The 15,689-nt window shown below is 47.7% G+C and carries 14 protein-coding genes; 10 read left to right on the forward strand and 4 right to left on the reverse strand.

All coding sequences use genetic code 11. The features are described from left to right. The first annotated feature begins 75 nt into the window (after positions 1–75). The 8 genes from glgB (at position 76) to BLQ32_RS03885 (ending at position 10,318) form a co-directional block, all read left to right on the forward strand. Positions 76–1,959 (forward strand): 1,4-alpha-glucan branching protein GlgB, encoded by a 1,884-nt coding sequence (gene glgB, locus BLQ32_RS03850; RefSeq protein ID WP_139150503.1) that lies wholly within the window; start codon positions 76–78, stop codon positions 1,957–1,959. Then, positions 1,956–3,104: a glucose-1-phosphate adenylyltransferase gene (locus BLQ32_RS03855; protein WP_074509192.1), complete on the forward strand. Its 1,149-nt coding sequence runs from the start codon at positions 1,956–1,958 to the stop codon at positions 3,102–3,104. The genes glgB and BLQ32_RS03855 overlap by 4 nt, the downstream gene beginning before the upstream one ends. Beyond that, positions 3,101–4,123, forward strand: a complete 1,023-nt coding sequence (locus BLQ32_RS03860; RefSeq protein WP_074509193.1) for a GlgC family sugar phosphate nucleotidyltransferase — start codon at positions 3,101–3,103, stop codon at positions 4,121–4,123. The genes BLQ32_RS03855 and BLQ32_RS03860 overlap by 4 nt, the downstream gene beginning before the upstream one ends. Beyond that, the gene (gene glgA / locus BLQ32_RS03865; RefSeq protein ID WP_074509194.1) at positions 4,120–5,556 is read left to right on the forward strand and encodes a glycogen synthase GlgA; all 1,437 of its coding nucleotides are present in this window, start codon (positions 4,120–4,122) and stop codon (positions 5,554–5,556) included. Before BLQ32_RS03860 ends, glgA begins: the two co-directional genes overlap by 4 nt. A 9-nt stretch (positions 5,557–5,565) precedes the next feature. Next, complete coding sequence (gene glgP / locus BLQ32_RS03870; protein ID WP_074509195.1) at positions 5,566–7,947, forward strand: glycogen/starch/alpha-glucan family phosphorylase; 2,382 nt, start codon at positions 5,566–5,568, stop codon at positions 7,945–7,947. Positions 7,948–7,969: 22 nt separating this feature from the next. Beyond that, positions 7,970–8,779, forward strand: coding sequence for an SDR family oxidoreductase (locus tag BLQ32_RS03875; RefSeq protein WP_074509196.1), 810 nt, complete (start codon positions 7,970–7,972; stop codon positions 8,777–8,779). Positions 8,780–8,955: 176 nt separating this feature from the next. Further along, positions 8,956–10,050, forward strand: coding sequence for an MBL fold metallo-hydrolase (locus BLQ32_RS03880; RefSeq protein ID WP_074509197.1), 1,095 nt, complete (start codon positions 8,956–8,958; stop codon positions 10,048–10,050). Positions 10,051–10,054: 4 nt separating this feature from the next. Then, positions 10,055–10,318, forward strand: a complete 264-nt coding sequence (locus tag BLQ32_RS03885; protein ID WP_036810724.1) for a DUF3006 domain-containing protein — start codon at positions 10,055–10,057, stop codon at positions 10,316–10,318. Between the two features lie 129 nt (positions 10,319–10,447). Here BLQ32_RS03885 and BLQ32_RS03890 read toward each other — a convergent pair whose 3' ends face one another. The 4 genes from BLQ32_RS03890 to BLQ32_RS03905 form a co-directional block, all read right to left on the reverse strand. Next, positions 10,448–10,747: a DUF3219 family protein gene (locus tag BLQ32_RS03890; protein WP_036810722.1), complete on the reverse strand. Its 300-nt coding sequence runs from the start codon at positions 10,745–10,747 to the stop codon at positions 10,448–10,450. Next, on the reverse strand, positions 10,744–11,913 hold the full coding sequence (locus BLQ32_RS03895) for an acyl-CoA dehydrogenase family protein (RefSeq protein ID WP_074509198.1): 1,170 nt from the start codon (positions 11,911–11,913) through the stop codon (positions 10,744–10,746). The genes BLQ32_RS03890 and BLQ32_RS03895 overlap by 4 nt, the downstream gene beginning before the upstream one ends. Before the next feature lie 87 nt (positions 11,914–12,000). After that, the gene (locus tag BLQ32_RS03900; RefSeq protein ID WP_074509199.1) at positions 12,001–13,080 is read right to left on the reverse strand and encodes a YkvI family membrane protein; all 1,080 of its coding nucleotides are present in this window, start codon (positions 13,078–13,080) and stop codon (positions 12,001–12,003) included. A gap of 249 nt (positions 13,081–13,329) precedes the next feature. Then, a complete protein-coding gene (locus tag BLQ32_RS03905) occupies positions 13,330–13,644 on the reverse strand; it encodes a YflT domain-containing protein (RefSeq protein WP_036810713.1) in 315 nt (104 codons plus the stop codon). Positions 13,645–13,774: 130 nt separating this feature from the next. Between BLQ32_RS03905 and BLQ32_RS03910 the strand changes: the two genes are divergently transcribed. Then, positions 13,775–14,509 carry an MBL fold metallo-hydrolase gene (locus BLQ32_RS03910; protein ID WP_074509200.1) on the forward strand — a complete coding sequence of 245 codons (735 nt, stop codon included), beginning with the start codon at positions 13,775–13,777 and terminating at the stop codon, positions 14,507–14,509. A 134-nt stretch (positions 14,510–14,643) separates the two neighbouring features. Further along, positions 14,644–15,621, forward strand: coding sequence for a cation diffusion facilitator family transporter (locus BLQ32_RS03915; protein WP_074509201.1), 978 nt, complete (start codon positions 14,644–14,646; stop codon positions 15,619–15,621). The last annotated feature ends 68 nt before the right edge of the window (positions 15,622–15,689 follow it).

The following is a 15,689-nucleotide window of genomic DNA, read 5'->3' on the forward strand; positions in this document are numbered from 1 at the left end:
AAGGGATTCTGTTGTTGAATGTAGAATAATGGTAATAGGAACGAGAAAATTGCCAGTACTTTTGGAGGTGTTTTTTTGGGCGATACCTTGGTCTCATTTACTGCAGAAAAATTATCAGATTTTCATACCGGAAAGATGACAGATGCTTATCTGTATTTCGGTTCACATATTCACCAAGATGTGACTTGCTTTGCGGTATGGGCCCCAGATGTCAAAAGCGTTTCCGCAATTGTTTCCGATTCGCAGGATGCGAATGAAAGGCAGTACCAAATGGCTCCGCTTCCGCTCGATCCAACAGTTTGGGAAGTGCGCGTACCGGAAGATTTGACGGGTTTTGTGTACGAATATGAAATGGAAACGGCACAAGGGGAGTTGATACGCAAAACGGATCCATTTGCGCGGGCTAATGAAAAAAGGCCGCAGCATCGTTCAGTAGTGGCAGGCAACTCCAATCATGTGTGGTCTGAGGAAGTTTTAGAAAAGAAAAAAAGCATCGTGAACAATCATTTTGAAAAACCGATGGCCATTTATGAGGTACATATCGGAACCTGGAAACGGAATAAAGAAGGGAACTTCCTGACCTACCGCGAGCTGGCTGGTGAATTGATTCCTTATGTGAAGAAACAGGGCTTTACCCATATTGAAATGCTGCCGATTACGGAACATCCGCTGGATGAATCATGGGGTTATCAGACAACGGGATTTTTTGCGCCGACCAGCCGCTACGGTACAGTAGATGATTTGAAATATTTCATCGCCAAATGTGCAGAAAGCGGCATTGGCTTGATATCGGATTGGGTGCCGGGTCATTTCTGCGTCGATACGCACGCACTGGCCATGTTCAATGGATCGCTGCTTTACGAAGAGCAGCGTCCGGAGCGCAGGAGCAATCCCGATTGGGGAACATTGAACTTTGATGTGCAAAAAGGAGAAGTCGTCAGTTTCATCCTATCGAGTGCCCATTACTGGTTTGAGGAGTATAAATTCGACGGCTGCCGGATGGATGCAATAGTGAATCTATTGTTTATTCCGAATCGTCCGGAAAGGCCGCACAACGAGGAAGGCGCAGATTTTTTGCGCAAGTTGACTGCAAGCTTGCGGCTCCATTATCCGGAGGCCATGTTGATTGCAGAAGATGCCTGGCATTTTCCGAAAGTGACAGGGAAGGTTGAAGAAGGCGGCATCGGCTTTGATTATAAATGGAATTTCGGCTGGATGAACGATACACAAGCGTATTTGAAGACGCCATTCCCGGAACGCCGGGAAGTTCATCGGAAACTCAATTTTGCCATGGCCTATTACTACGAAGAGAAATTCATTTCGACTTTTTCCCACGACGAAGTGATTCCGGAAAAAGGATCTTTACTCGGGAAACTATGGGGGACCACCGAAGAGAAGTTTGCACAGATGCGGTTATTGCTCGGGTTTTGGATGGCTTTTCCCGGAAAAAAACTGCTGTTTATGGGGCAGGAATTCGGGCAAATGGATCCTTGGAATTTCCAGCCTGAACTGGACTGGCATTTGTTCGATTATAAGGCTCACCGGGAAATGGCCTCATTCACTAGCAAAGTCTTAAGTTTTTATAAAAAAGAACGGGCATTATTTGAGCTGGATTATGACCGCAAAGGATTTGAATGGCTGGATGCCGACAATAGTGAACAAGGAGTGCTTTCGTTTATCCGAAGAGGGCATTTGGCTGAAGACACGTGCATCGTAATTTGCAATTTTTCAGAACGCCCTTATGAAGCATTTCAAATAGGCCTTCCCGCAAATGGTTTTTATCAGCAAATCTTTTCAACCGCAAGCGGCGGTTCCGGAAAAGCCGGAAACGGAAATGTGGTAGAGCTGCAGGCGCAGCCTGTCCCTTGGAAAAAGCAGCCGTACTCGATGGAAATGGAATTGTCGGCGTTTACCGTAAGCATTTGGAAACTAAAACAAGATGGGAGTGTAGAGGCATGAAAAGAAAAATAGTCGCAATGCTTTTGGCAGGAGGACAGGGAAGCCGTTTAAAGTCACTGACCTATGATATTGCGAAGCCCGCTATTCCGTTTGGTGGCAAGTACCGGATCATCGATTTTCCGTTGTCGAACTGTGTAAATTCCGAAATCCATACCGTAGGTGTCCTGACACAGTACCAGCCACACGTTTTGCATAATTATATCGGGCTTGGGACGCCCTGGGATCTCGACCGGCGTGCCGGAGGCGTTACGATGTTGACGCCATACGCAGGAATGGAAGGCATCAAGTGGTACGACGGCACTGCAAACGCCATTTACCAGAACATCAAATACCTGACGGAGCAAGATCCGCAGTATGTCATCATTCTATCGGGTGACCACATCTACAAAATGAACTACCAGACGATGCTGGATTTCCATATTGAACAAAACGCGGGAGCGACGATTTCGGTTATTGAAGTACCGTGGAAGGATGCCAGCCGCTTCGGGATTATGAATACCGACGAAAACATGCAAGTCAAAGAATTTGTAGAAAAACCGGCAGAACCGGAAAGCAATTTGGCTTCAATGGGCGTATACATCTTTGATTGGGCGAAGCTGAAAAAGTATTTGCTGATCGATAACGACAATGAAAACTCTTCCCATGATTTTGGAAAAGATATTATTCCATTGATGCTGGAACAAGGTGAAAAAATGGTGGCCTATCCATACAAAGGCTACTGGAAAGATGTTGGAACGGTAGAAAGTTTATGGGAAGCCAATATGGACTTGCTGAATTCAAATTCGGGGTTGAACCTGAATGACCCGGATTGGCGGATTTTCTCTTCCAATCCGCAATTGCCGCCGCAAGTAGTCGGCGAAAACGGCTATTTACAGGAAGCACTGATCAATGAAGGGTGTGTCATCAATGGGAAAGTGGAGAAGTCGATTGTTTTCCAAGACGTCGAAGTGAAAGAAGGCGCATCTCTCTACGAATGTGTTGTCATGAACTGCGTGAAGATTGGCAGCGGCGCCAAGTTGTCGAGAGTGATCATTCCACCTGACTTAATAATTCCCGAAAATTTTGAGCTGAAAGAACAAGGGGATGAAATTGTCTTATTGACCCAAGACCTCATAGAGGAGTGGAAAGGAAGTGTTGGCAAATGAGAATGGCCGCAGTCATTGATGCTACTGTGAAGAAGCCTGGACTTGAAGACTTGACGATTTACCGCACGACGGCTTCAGTGCCTTTTGCGGGGCGTTACCGATTGATCGATTTTACTTTGTCGAATATCGTGAATTCTAATATCAATTCGGTCGGCGTCTTTGCTACGTATCCGTTTGTTTCCTTACTGGACCATATCGGCATGGGGAAAAACTGGGATTTGGACCGGCGGAAAGATGGGCTGTATTTTTTGCCCATCTCTCAAAAAGCGGGTGGCCAAATTACAGTCGGTTCGTTTGCAGCGCTTGAAGAGCATATGGATTTTTTCAATAAAAGCCGGCAGGATTATATCGTCGTGACGACTTGTTCGACAGTATGCCAAATCGATTACGAAGACATGCTCGATGCCCATATTACATCCGGCGTTGACATCATGGAAGCGGTCAGCGGCGAGACGGGATTGAGCAACTATATATTGAAGAAAAGCCTATTGAAGGAATTGATTCGAACCCACCGGGAAAAACGCATTATCAGTGTGGAAGACGTCGTGAAATTGAAGAAAGCCCCGTATACGTTTGGGAAATATGAATACACAGGCTACTATGCCATTATCGATTCTATGGAAAGTTATTTCCAGGCATCAATGGATTTATTGGAAAAAGACAAAAGAAACGAATTGTTCCTGTCAAACCGCCCCATTTATACAAAAGTGAAAGATGAGCCGCCTACCCGCTACATGCCGGGATCGCATGTGACCCAAAGTTTGATCGCCAACGGCAGCACGATAGAAGGCACAGTAGATAACAGCATTATCAGCCGGGCCGTTTCCGTCAATCAAAGCAGCCGGGTGGACCATTGCGTCATCATGCAAAAATCGTTCATTGAGAAAAACTGCGAGTTGTCTTATGTAATTGCGGATAAGGACGTGCATATCGAAGAAGGTGTAGTGCTTAAAGGAACGCCGGAAAAACCGGTGGTTCTCCGTAAAGGAGAGCGTGTAACAAAGGAGGAAGTCCGATGAAGATTGTAATGGCTGCTGCGGAATGCGTGCCTTTTGTAAAAACCGGAGGGCTCGCTGACGTGATGGGCGCATTGCCAAAAGAATTAGTGGCGCTTGGCCATGAAGTCACCGTAATTCTTCCCAAATACAGCTTGATCCCAGAAGAATATAAAAGTGAGTTTTCGTTGTTTGGAGAAATCCAAGTCCCGTTTAAAGGGGAGCAAAACACCCATACGCTTTTTGAGTACGTGCTCAAAGGCGTCCGCTATGTATTGGTGGAAAACGACTCTTATTTTGCCCGTGATCAAATATACAGCCAGCCGGACGACGGCGAACGTTTCGCTTTTTTCAACCGCGCGGTGCTGGCAGCGGTGGAAACCCTGGAAGAGGGTGTGGATATTTTACATATTCATGACTGGCATACGGGGATGGTTCCATTTTTGCTGAAGGAAGATGCGCGCTACGCTTCGTTAAAACAAAACGTGAAGACAATTTTAACGATTCACAACCTCCAATTCCAAGGGTGGTTTCCGAAATCCTTATTGGTCGAAGAACTGGGAATGGACGAAGCTTATTTTCAGGATGAAGCCGTTTCCTGGCATAATAACGTCAATTTCCTGAAAACAGGCATTGTTTACGCCGACAAGGTGACGACTGTCAGCCCCACTTACCGGAACGAAATCCTGACGGAGCAATACGGGGAGAAACTGGAGTCGTTGTTGCGTACACGAGAAGAAGATTTGATCGGCATTTTGAACGGCCTGGATACGGAAGCTTATAACCCGGCTGCCGACATGGAAATCGCAATGGTTTACGACCAGACTTCTGTAGAGAATAAGGCGGTCAATAAGCGGGCGGTCCAATCCCGTTTCGGACTTCCCGAGCGCGGAGATGTGCCGCTGTTGACCATGGTTTCCCGGTTGTCCGGCCAAAAAGGAATTGATGTTTTGGAGCAGACATTGCCGGGGATACTGGAAACACAAGACGTTCAGTTTGTCTTGCTGGGTTCCGGTGAAAGCCAGTATGAGCAGTTTTTCAGAGTCCTGGAAGCGGACTTTCCAGGGAAAGTGGTAGCCCATATCGGTTTTGACGAATCACTTGCCCACTTGCTGTACGCAGGCGCCGATATCTTTTTGATGCCGTCCCATTTTGAACCGTGCGGGTTAAGCCAGCTGGTTTCGATGCGCTATGGCACGGTGCCAGTAGCCAACAAGACTGGGGGACTCAAAGATACGGTCGTGGAGTACGATTCCAACTTGCGGAGCGGCAATGGATTTTTAAGTGATTTTTCAAAGCATGAAAGTTTTGCAGAAGCCGTGAACCGTGCCTTATCCCTGTATCAACAGCCTGACCATTGGAAGATGATCAAACAAAACGGCATGCAGGGCGATTACTCTTGGTTGCGTTCTGCAAAAGAATACGCCAGCTTATATGAGGGAATCGCCGGAAAGTGAAGGTGGCGGATGTTTTATTCTAAAGAAGAATTCAAAGAAAATTTTGTAAAGCTGCTGGAACAGCAGCAACAGCCTGCATCTTCGAAAACCGCCTATTCCATTTTGGCTGGCATGGTGCGGGAATTTGTCCAAAGAGATTGGGATGAGACGACTTATCTATATCAGGAAGAGCAGCGGAAACAGTTGTATTATTTTTCGATTGAATTTTTGATTGGCCGCATGCTGGGTCAGAACTTAGTGAACTTGTCGCTCTATAAGATGGTAAACGAAGGCCTGGATGAACTTGGCTATAGTTTGGCGGAACTCGAAGAGCAGGAACCTGAACCGGGCCTTGGGAACGGAGGCCTTGGACGGCTTGCCGCCTGTTTTATGGACTCTCTTGCCTCGCTTCAAATGCCGGGGCATGGCTGCGGCATCCGCTATAAAGGCGGATTGTTCAGCCAAGGCTTAAACGACGGGTTTCAGACGGAGCAGCCGACCGACTGGATAAACGATTCCATAGGATGGGATACAAGGCGGGAAGATTTGGCGCTATATATCCCGTTTTTCGGGAAACTGCATGCTTCAGGCAAGGGGCCCTTCAAGCCGGAGCATAGAGATGCAAAGTGGGTGAAAGCTGTACCGTACGATATGCCGATCGTCGGTGCGTATGGAAACACCGTCAACACACTGCGCTTGTGGCAAGCCGAACTGCCGGAACAGCAGTTGCTGCCTGACGGCGATATCGACGCGTATCAGCAGCAAGTCGAAACCATCTCGGACCGTTTGTATCCCGATGATTCGACCGAGGAAGGGAAACTTCTCCGGTTAAAGCAGCAATATTTTCTATGCAGCGCTTCCCTGCAGACTATAGTCAAAAATCGTGATTTTCCGATAACGGTTCTGCCGAAGCACGTAGCCATTCAAATCAATGATACCCATCCGGCTTTAGCTATTCCTGAACTGATGCGGATTCTGCTCGATGAAGAAGGATTGTCATGGGAAGAAGCGTGGGGAATTACGACGCATACCATTTCGTATACCAACCACACCATCCTGGAAGAAGCGATGGAGAAGTGGAGCAGCCACATGCTTGAACAGCTGCTTCCGCGTGTCTATATGATCATCCAGGAAATCGACCGCCGCTTTAAGGAGAAATGCCATCAGGAAAAATTAGAGCCTGAAGCGTTGAAGAAACTCGCCATCATCGATGATGGAACAGTCAAAATGGCGACGCTTGCTGTCGTGGGCAGCTACAGAGTGAACGGAGTGGCCAAGCTGCATACGGACATTTTGAAAATGCGGGAAATGAAAGAGCTGAATGAGCACTTTCCTCATAAATTCCACAATAAAACCAATGGCATCACACACAGGCGCTGGCTGATGAAAGCGAATCCTGAACTTTCGGATCTGATTTCTTCCGCCATCGGGGACGAATGGAAACGGGACACGATGAAACTCCATAAGCTGAATGAATTTACGCAGGATCCGGTGTTTCTCGGTGATTTTAAAGCTGTAAAGCAGCAGAAAAAGAACCAGCTTGCCGATTATTTAGTGAAACATCAAGCCGTAACGATCGACCCTGAGTCGATTTACGATATGCATATCAAAAGATTTCATGGCTACAAGCGGCAGCTGATGAACATCCTTCATATTCAAATGCTTTACAACCGGATTAAAGAAGATGCCTCTTACCGTCCGCATCCGCGCACATTCTTCTTTGCGGGCAAGGCGGCAAAGAGCTACCAATTCGCCAAACAAGTGATTAAGCTGATCAATACAATAGCGGAACAGATCAACACGGATCCTGTTGCACGCCACCATCTCCACGTCGTTTTTGTGGAAGATTACAGCGTCAGCCGGGCTGAAAAAATGTTCCCGGCAGCGGATATCAGTGAACAGATTTCGACCGCCTCAAAAGAAGCTTCCGGCACAGGCAATATGAAATTCATGATGAACGGGGCCGTAACGCTGGGCACTTTTGACGGAGCGACGGTAGAAATCGTTGAACAGATCGGAGACGACAACGCCTTTATTTTCGGGTTATCTGCACAGCAGGTCATGCAGTTTGAAAAAGAAAAAACCTATCATGCACGGGAATTCATTGAAAAGGACCGTGAGATTGGACGGGTGGTCAGTGAATTGTTAAGCGGCAGCCTGTCAAAAGGTGCCGAAAACATTGACTTTATCCGCCGCCAGCTTATTGGCGAGAACGATCCGTTCTTTGTGCTGAAAGACCTTCAACATTATGCCAGAACCCATAACCGCGTATTGGCAGAGTACGAAGACAGCTTGGCTTGGCAAGAAATGTCGGTAGTGAACATCGCCCAATCCGGAATTTTTTCAAGCGACCGGACCATCCGGCAATATTCAGACGAAGTATGGGGGCTGGAAAAAGTACACAGTAAATAACCGAACCGGGAAGGGTGATAATATGGCTGAGGGGAATTTCGATAATACGGATTTGAAAGACTACAAAGCGAGCGGTGTCCTCCAGGGAAAAGTGGCTATTATTACTGGCGGAAATAGCGGCATCGGACAAGCAGTCGCTTACGCTTACGCCAAAGAAGGCGCAAAAGTGGTAATCGGGTACTTGGACGATGAAGAAGCTACCGCAAAAACGATCCAAACGATTGAAAGCTACGGAGGCGAGGCAAAGGCGCTGAGAGGAGACTTGGGGAAATCCGAGCAATGCGATAAGCTTGTTCAATTTGCGCTCGATTCATTCGGACAAATTGATATTCTCGTCAACAATGCCGGTTATCAATACCCCCAGAGCAATCCAGTGGACATTACCGACGAACAAATATTGAAGACGTTTGAAATCAAGGCGTTCGCGATGCTGTACCTGGTCCGGGCGGCACGCCCGCATTTAAAGGAAGGTGCCCGCATCATCAATACAGCTTCCATCAATGCGTACCGCGGGCATTCGGATTTGATCGATTATGCCGGGGCGAACGGTGCCATGGTTTCGATGACGCGCTCGCTTGCCCGCCGCTTTGTGCGGGAAGGGATTGCAGTGAACGGCATTGCTCCAGGCCCGGTTTGGACGCCGCTGATCACGAAAACGTTCGGCCACCTGGATCCGGAGCTGGAAGAAGGATTCGGCAAAGACGTGCCCGCTGGAAGGCCCGCCCAGCCTTATGAACTCGTAAAAGCCTATGTCTTTTTGGCGGATTCCCAAAATTCGTATATGACCGGGCAATTTTTGCATATGAACGGCGGAGACTTCATGTCTACCTGATTCCAAAGAAGAAAAGCTGGCCGGATTGACGAGCCAGCTTTTTTTGCGTTGCTTGGCAAAGGAATGTCCGCTTCTTTTTGAATGATGCCCGCGTATTCCGGTCCTTTTAACCGTTTCAAAAGAGAAAGGGCAGCTGCGAATATGGTAAAATTCAGTATAGGAAGAGGCGAAGAATTATGAAAAATAACCGTTTAGGGTTGGCTGTATTGATTCTCGTGCTGCTGATGGCAGGGTGCCTGCAGCAGGCAAAACCGCCGGAAAAGCCCAGTCCATCCGAACCACCTACAGCGACAGAACCGGCAAAAGAAAATTTAAAGGTTCATTTTATCGATGTCGGGCAAGGGGATGCCACACTTTTGGAGTTTGGAGATTACAGGCTGCTGATCGATACCGGCGACTGGAACAGTACAGCGACCGTCGATTATTTGAAGGCACACGGAATTGAAAAATTGGATATTGTCGTGGGTACGCATCCTGATTCCGATCATATCGGCCAATTGGAGCGCGTCGTCGAACAATTTGAAGTCGGAGAAGTCTGGATGTCCGGAAATGCAAGCACGTCGAATACGTTCATCAATGCCTTAAAGGCGATTGACGAGACGGGCACAGATTACTATGAACCGCGGACCGGAGAAGTGTTTGATGTCGGCAGCATGAAAGTCGAAGTGCTGTACCCGGAAGAAATTACCGGCAAGGCCAATGAGGAATCCATCTCACTGAAGCTGACATACGGCGACATCGATTTTGTCTTTACAGGGGATTCCGGCGTGAAGGAAGAACAGGCGATGATCGATAATGGAGCGGATTTGGATGCGGAAATTCTGCACATCGGCCACCACGGCTCCAATACTTCCACAAGCAATGCCTTCCTAAAAGCGGTATCGCCTGAAGTGGCGGTATACAGTGCCGGAATCGATAATTCCTACGGGCATCCGCATGCGGAAGTGATCGCTGCTGTGGAAAATGCCGGAGCGGAAGTATACGGCACCGATGTCAACGGTACGGTGGTGCTTGACACAAACGGAAAAACCTATGAAATCCGTACGGAAAAAGAAGGGACAGTGGTGGAAGGGAAAAATCGCTGCCTGGACATCAATAAGGCGTCCACTGCTGAATTGCAGGAAATTGCGGGCATCGGAGCATCTTTGGCCGAAGCCATCATCAAAGAGCGGCCGTTTAAAACCATTGAAGAACTGGATAAAATAAAAGGAATCGGCAACGGCAAAATTAGCGCCATTAAAGAACAAGGCCTTGCTTGCGTAGGGGAGTGATTGAATGAGAGGCACATTGGACCGAATAGAAGACGGCCATTTGGCAGTGATCCTGCTGGAAGAGGCTAAGCAGGAAATCATTTTGCCTATCAGGCACTTGCCGGAAGGCAGCCGGGTGAATTCGTGGTTTGAAATCGAGCTGAACGGTGAAGAAATCGTCTCAATTGCATTGGACGAAGAAACGGCGGAAGCCAAAGAAAACGAAGCGCAGGAATTGATGCAGAAGCTGAGATCGAGACGCCGGGGCAGCCGCTTTAAGCGGGAATGAGCCGAGTTGGGCATAAGGGGCACGAAGTCGGGCATAAATTTCAAAACTTGGGCATAAACCATCCGAAGTTGGGCATAAAAGCAAAAAGAAGGCCGGGAGCTAGTCTCCAGCCTTCTTTTTGGCGTTCTGTTATGCTTTTTCCACCAATTCCAGATGATAATCGGCTACTTCGCCTTCCTGGTAAAGGTTCGTGATGGACGTGGAATAATTGGAAATGGACGCCGGGAAATCCAAGTTCTTCTCGGGCACGCGGATCTGGAAATCCATTTCATACAACAGCACGGCAATGTCGTGGTACTCCTGGCTCGTCACTTTAAAATCAAAAATAATTTTGTGCAGTTCCCCTTCGGTGCCGGGCTTTTTCACCGTTTCCTGTGAAAACTGAAAAGCTTCGATGACGCGGTCGTTAATGTGGATTTGTATACTCATGTAATTGATTCGCCTCCATTTTTGGTTTTGAAAAACTCGATGGCTTTTCCGGCCAGTTGCGCTTTCACCATGTCTTCCATGGGCGGATTGTATAAGCCGGCACGGATATTCAAGTAATGGCGGTGCATCGGATTGGCTTCCGAAAGCGCGCGTGAGCCGACAATTTTCATCGCTTTATCAACAACGTCCATAGCTGCATGGGTTACGGCTATTTTGGCCACGTCGAGCGCTTCGTCCATCGCAGACTTGTCAGCTGCCTGCTCATAGCGTTCGACTGTGCCGTAAAGCATATGGCGGGCAGTGGCGAGTTCAAGCTCCATCTCCCCGATGGTCTGCCGGATATTCGGCGTCTCGGCAATCGGTTTGCCGAGTGATGCGGGGGAGTAAGAAGCGGCAAATTCAATCGCGTAATCGCGCGCTGCAGCGGCGATGCCGATGTAACAAGCCGGAATGTGAAGCAGCCAGCCTTTGCCGGCGGCTTGGGCACCTGAAGGCTTCAGCACATAGGAAGCCGGTATGCGGACGTTTTGGAGCACGAGTGTATGGCTCGCAGTGCCGCGCATCGCCAGCATATCCCAGGTTTCATCAATTGAAACACCTTCCGCTTCCCGCGGGATAATCACTGTCATCACTTCGTCGGTTTCCGAAGAAGCCGTCACAAAAATATAGTCGAGGGCAGGCGCGAGGGAAGTGTAAGTCTTTTCCCCGTTGACGATCCATTCATCACCATCGCGTACAGCAGTAGTCCGGGGCAAGGCGCCGCGTGCCGGGCTGCCTGCATTGTTTTCGGTGGCCGCAGTGTTGATCAAGGCGCCGTCCGCAATCTTTTTCATCAGCCATTCCGCTGATTCGGAATGCCAGTGCCGGTTTTCGGCAAATTCCAGCACAATTCCGACATGCCAGCCCATCGATAAGCCGGTAGGGCCTGACGCTTTGGATATCGCTTCCTGGGCCAATATGTATTCGTATAAGCCAAGCCCTTGTCCCCCGTACTCTGCCGGCAGCGTTAAGGTATGGTAATTGATGTTTTTTAAATCCTGTATGTTTTTGTGAGGAAACGAGCCAAGGGCATCGAGTTCCGGCTCGCGCTGTTGAAAGGCCGGCTGCAAGGACTGGATCTGCGCGGCCAGCTTTTGCTGTTCGGGTGTTTTGATAAAAGCGTCCATGAAAAAATGCTCCTTCCAGCATGGTTTACTAAAACCATAACATGAAAAGCCGCCAAAGCGGGACTTGCATGCTTTGGCGGCTTTCGCTCAATTATTATTCAGGCTGTTTTTAATGCCCACCGGTTTACCCGAACTTCTGATGTCTGCCCAGATCAAGGCTGCTACCAGGAAGAATCCGAGATAGCCGACTACCGGGTAGAACATATTCACCAGTTCGGTAAAACCGACAAAACTTAAGACGTACGAAATGATTCCGACAATGATAACGAAAATCTTGAATTTGGCTGTGCCGGATTGCATGAAGCGCGCTGAAAACGCGTAGACCATGCCGACTGCGGTATTGAAAATCATTCCGAATAGAATAATGGACATGAACCAACCCACGATCGGGGAGATATCATTGGCGATTTGAAGCATTGGCATTTCTGCGCTGCCGACTTCATCCACTTTCGCAAAAATCGCCAAATGGCTCAAAATGATCAATGCCCCTAATCCAAGGCCGCCGAATAATCCGCCGCGAGCTGCAATTTTTTCATCTTTTTCAGTACTGCCCATAACAATGGCCATGGAGGCGCCCACTGCGATGTTGAAAGAAGCATAGTTCAAAGCGGACAAGAACCAGTTTGGCACCGCTGACAGCTGCTCTTTTGCAATCGGATCCAAGAATGAAAACGATGAATCCATGGTTGATAAGCTGTAAACTGCAAGAACGACAACCATCAAGATCAGGAAAGGCGTAATTCCGCCGATAATGGCAATGACTTTTTCTACATTGAGCATAATCGTTAAAATGACGAGCACAATCAGAATGGTGCTTCCCAGAGCCGCCGGAAGACCGAATTGCTGAGTGAAAATCGAGCCGGCTCCGGCAACCATGACGACGCCGACGCCAAACAGCGTGAAAATGATAATATAATCAACAATAGTGCCCAGAATTTTTCCGCTGATTCCATAAATGACTTCTTTATGGGACGTTTTCTGCATTCGGCTTCCCAATCGCGTTAAGCTCATACCGAGATAGGCAAACATCACCGTTGAGATAAATGCAGCCAAAATTCCCATGATCCCGAAACTCGTAAAGTACTGGAGGATTTCTTGTCCGGAAGCAAATCCTGCTCCAACAATAATGCCAATAAAGGCACTCCCCATTTTTAAACTCTTCTTCATAAACATCCCCCTTGAAGTTACTTTCTCCCCATAGAAAACTATTCTCTCTATAATTAGAAAATTAACCTTATTCAAATATAACAAATTAAAGTAAGCGTTTCAATAGAGGAAAAGAGGGGGAAGCGAGACGCGGCTATTTGACTAGAGGTATGGAAGACCTTTCCCAATATAGCTGTGAAATCAGTCCAGAAATATTATAAAAGCATAGAAAACCCACCTTCCGCTGTAGAAGGTGGGCATAAATCAGTATTATGCATTTTTGTTGGCGATAATGACAAGTTTGCCTTTGTCGAGTTCTTCTTCATATTCTGCAGCTTCATCGGTCGTTAAACCGGCTGCTGCCATTTCTGAGCGCAATTGATCGCCGCGTGAAACGGTCATGTTCTTCAAGGATTTTAAAAAGCCGCCGACTTGTTCGGTATCTAATGCATCGGCAATGTCGGCTTCGCGGCGTTTGTCGTGCGCAAATACATAAATCTCATCATGCGTGTATCCTTGCGTCTCCAACTTTTCGATTTCGGCTTTTGCCTGCAAAGCGTTTTCTACGGTCATTTTTACGGTCAAAGTAATCCCTCCAAAATTTATTTGTTAAGAACTATCCTACTACTATGCATACCACTAAGCCTCGTTCATTAAACAAGATAGCTCAGCAGCAATCCGTTATACTAAAGAAAAAACCAAGGGAGCGATTTGCATGAGGATTACCACGATCGGAATTTGGGGAGGCTATCCGAACAAAAACGAGGCTACTTCCTCATTTTTGCTGGAACATGAAGGGTTCCGCTGTTTGGTTGACTGCGGCAGCGGTGTCCTGGCAGCGGTTCAAAACTATACCGAACTGCGCCATCTGGATGCGGCAGTCATCAGCCACTACCATCCTGACCATGTGGCGGATATTGGTGTGCTGCAGCATGCGGCTATGGTCGGAATGCAATTGAAGGAATGGGAAACGCCGTTTCCGATTTATGGCCACGACCGGGATCCGGCTATGTTCGAAAGCCTGTCGTATAAAGGCGTAACCGAAGGGCGGCCGATTGACGTTTCCCGTGATATGCAAATCGGACCTTGGCACGTATCCTTCTGTGAAACCATTCATCCCGTTTATTGCTTAGCACTGAAATTTACAGCAGACGGAAAATCGGTTGTGTTTACAGCGGATACGGAATGGACTGATGAATTGGTGCGTTTTTCAAAAGAGGCGGAACTTTTGGTATCGGAAGCGAACTTATACGAAAAATACATTGGCATTATTAAAGGGCATATGAGCGGAAGCCAGGCCGGTCAACTTGCTGCGCAGGCTGGTGCGAAAGAGTTATGGCTGACCCATTTGCCGCAGTATGGAGATATTGGAGAAATTCTGGAGGCGGCCAAAAAAACTTATGCCGGGAATGTCCAGTTTGCAAAAATCGGCCAAACTGTTGAAATTTAATAAGCAACCGGCGGGGGATTCTGCGCCGGTTGTTTATTTTTTTGCAGAAAAAATTGGGTGTTTTTCTTTAAGAATTAGGGAAATAAAGAGAGAAAGAACTTTTGAACAGCAGAAGGCTGAAAGGATGCGGACAGATGAAAGAATTTATAAAGCTTTTAAAAATGGGAAACAAATCAGCCCTGTGGGCAGCCATTGTCAATTTAGTGGTAGGCCTGATTAAAACGGCAGCTTACTTACTATCTGGAAATGTCGCGATGTTTGCCGAAATGATGCACAGTTTCGGAGATGCGGCCAATCAGTTTTTCGTCTTCATCGGGTCGGCATTCAGCAAGAAAGCGCCGACTGAACGTTTTCCCGGCGGGTTTGGCCGGTTAGTCAACCTGGTTCTGCTGGGGGCTGTATTAATAGTTGGCGTGTTGGCCTATGAAACCATTGTGGAAGGCCTGCACCATATTTCGGATGCTGTGCACTCCGAAGAAGGATTTTGGATAAATATAAGTGTTCTTGGGGCGGCAGCTTTATTGGAAGGATTTGTTCTGTACAAAGCAATGCGCGAAATTACTGAGCATCTTCCACCAGAAACAACTAAAGGCCTTAAATTTATTCCGGCCAGCTATAGACACGCGAAAGACGCGAAACCGGCTACGAAACTGGTGTTTTTGGAAGACAATGTAGCGGTCGGCGGAGCGCTGCTTGCGTTGATTGCCATTGTGCTGGCCACGTATACGCCATTTCACAGTGCCACAGGCTATGCGTCGGTCATTATCGGAATCATGCTGATTTTGGTAGTAGGCCGTGTGTTTCTCGATAACGCCGCCGGCGCTTTAGGGGCAGCAGACGTAAAAATGCAGGCCCGAATTGGTGCTAAGGTTCTGCAGCATCCAAAAGTAAACGATATCCAGGACTTGGACGTTATTAAAGAAGGCGACCATTTTCATGTGGAATTAAAGCTTGAAGTAGATCCTCAAATGACGATTGCGGAAGCGGATGACATTCGGGACTATATCGAAAAACGGATCAAAGAAGGGGTGCAGGGCGTTACGGATGTCATCATTGAATTTGATGAAGACGACCAGGTCCCTACCTGGATCCAATCAAATGGCAAAGCCTAAGAGTGGACTTGCCGAGCAGATAGCTTGTATTCAAGATATTTTGGTTCTATGGTTAAATGGCAGCTTGA

Source organism: Planococcus glaciei, assembly GCF_900099655.1.
Classification (GTDB): domain Bacteria; phylum Bacillota; class Bacilli; order Bacillales_A; family Planococcaceae; genus Planococcus; species Planococcus glaciei.

Excerpts from the sequence above, each read along its gene's own strand:
- BLQ32_RS03855 (WP_074509192.1), top strand. The coding sequence starts at position 1,956 with ATGAAAAGAAAAATAGTCGCAATGCTTTTGGCAGGAGGACAGGGAAGC.
- BLQ32_RS03860 (WP_074509193.1), top strand. The coding sequence starts at position 3,101 with ATGAGAATGGCCGCAGTCATTGATGCTACTGTGAAGAAGCCTGGACTT.
- glgA (WP_074509194.1), top strand. The coding sequence starts at position 4,120 with ATGAAGATTGTAATGGCTGCTGCGGAATGCGTGCCTTTTGTAAAAACC.
- glgP (WP_074509195.1), top strand. The coding sequence starts at position 5,566 with ATGTTTTATTCTAAAGAAGAATTCAAAGAAAATTTTGTAAAGCTGCTG.
- BLQ32_RS03875 (WP_074509196.1), top strand. The coding sequence starts at position 7,970 with ATGGCTGAGGGGAATTTCGATAATACGGATTTGAAAGACTACAAAGCG.
- BLQ32_RS03880 (WP_074509197.1), top strand. The coding sequence starts at position 8,956 with ATGAAAAATAACCGTTTAGGGTTGGCTGTATTGATTCTCGTGCTGCTG.
- BLQ32_RS03885 (WP_036810724.1), top strand. The coding sequence starts at position 10,055 with ATGAGAGGCACATTGGACCGAATAGAAGACGGCCATTTGGCAGTGATC.
- BLQ32_RS03890 (WP_036810722.1), bottom strand. The coding sequence starts at position 10,747 with ATGAGTATACAAATCCACATTAACGACCGCGTCATCGAAGCTTTTCAG.
- BLQ32_RS03895 (WP_074509198.1), bottom strand. The coding sequence starts at position 11,913 with ATGGACGCTTTTATCAAAACACCCGAACAGCAAAAGCTGGCCGCGCAG.
- BLQ32_RS03900 (WP_074509199.1), bottom strand. The coding sequence starts at position 13,080 with ATGAAGAAGAGTTTAAAAATGGGGAGTGCCTTTATTGGCATTATTGTT.
- BLQ32_RS03910 (WP_074509200.1), top strand. The coding sequence starts at position 13,775 with ATGAGGATTACCACGATCGGAATTTGGGGAGGCTATCCGAACAAAAAC.
- BLQ32_RS03915 (WP_074509201.1), top strand. The coding sequence starts at position 14,644 with ATGAAAGAATTTATAAAGCTTTTAAAAATGGGAAACAAATCAGCCCTG.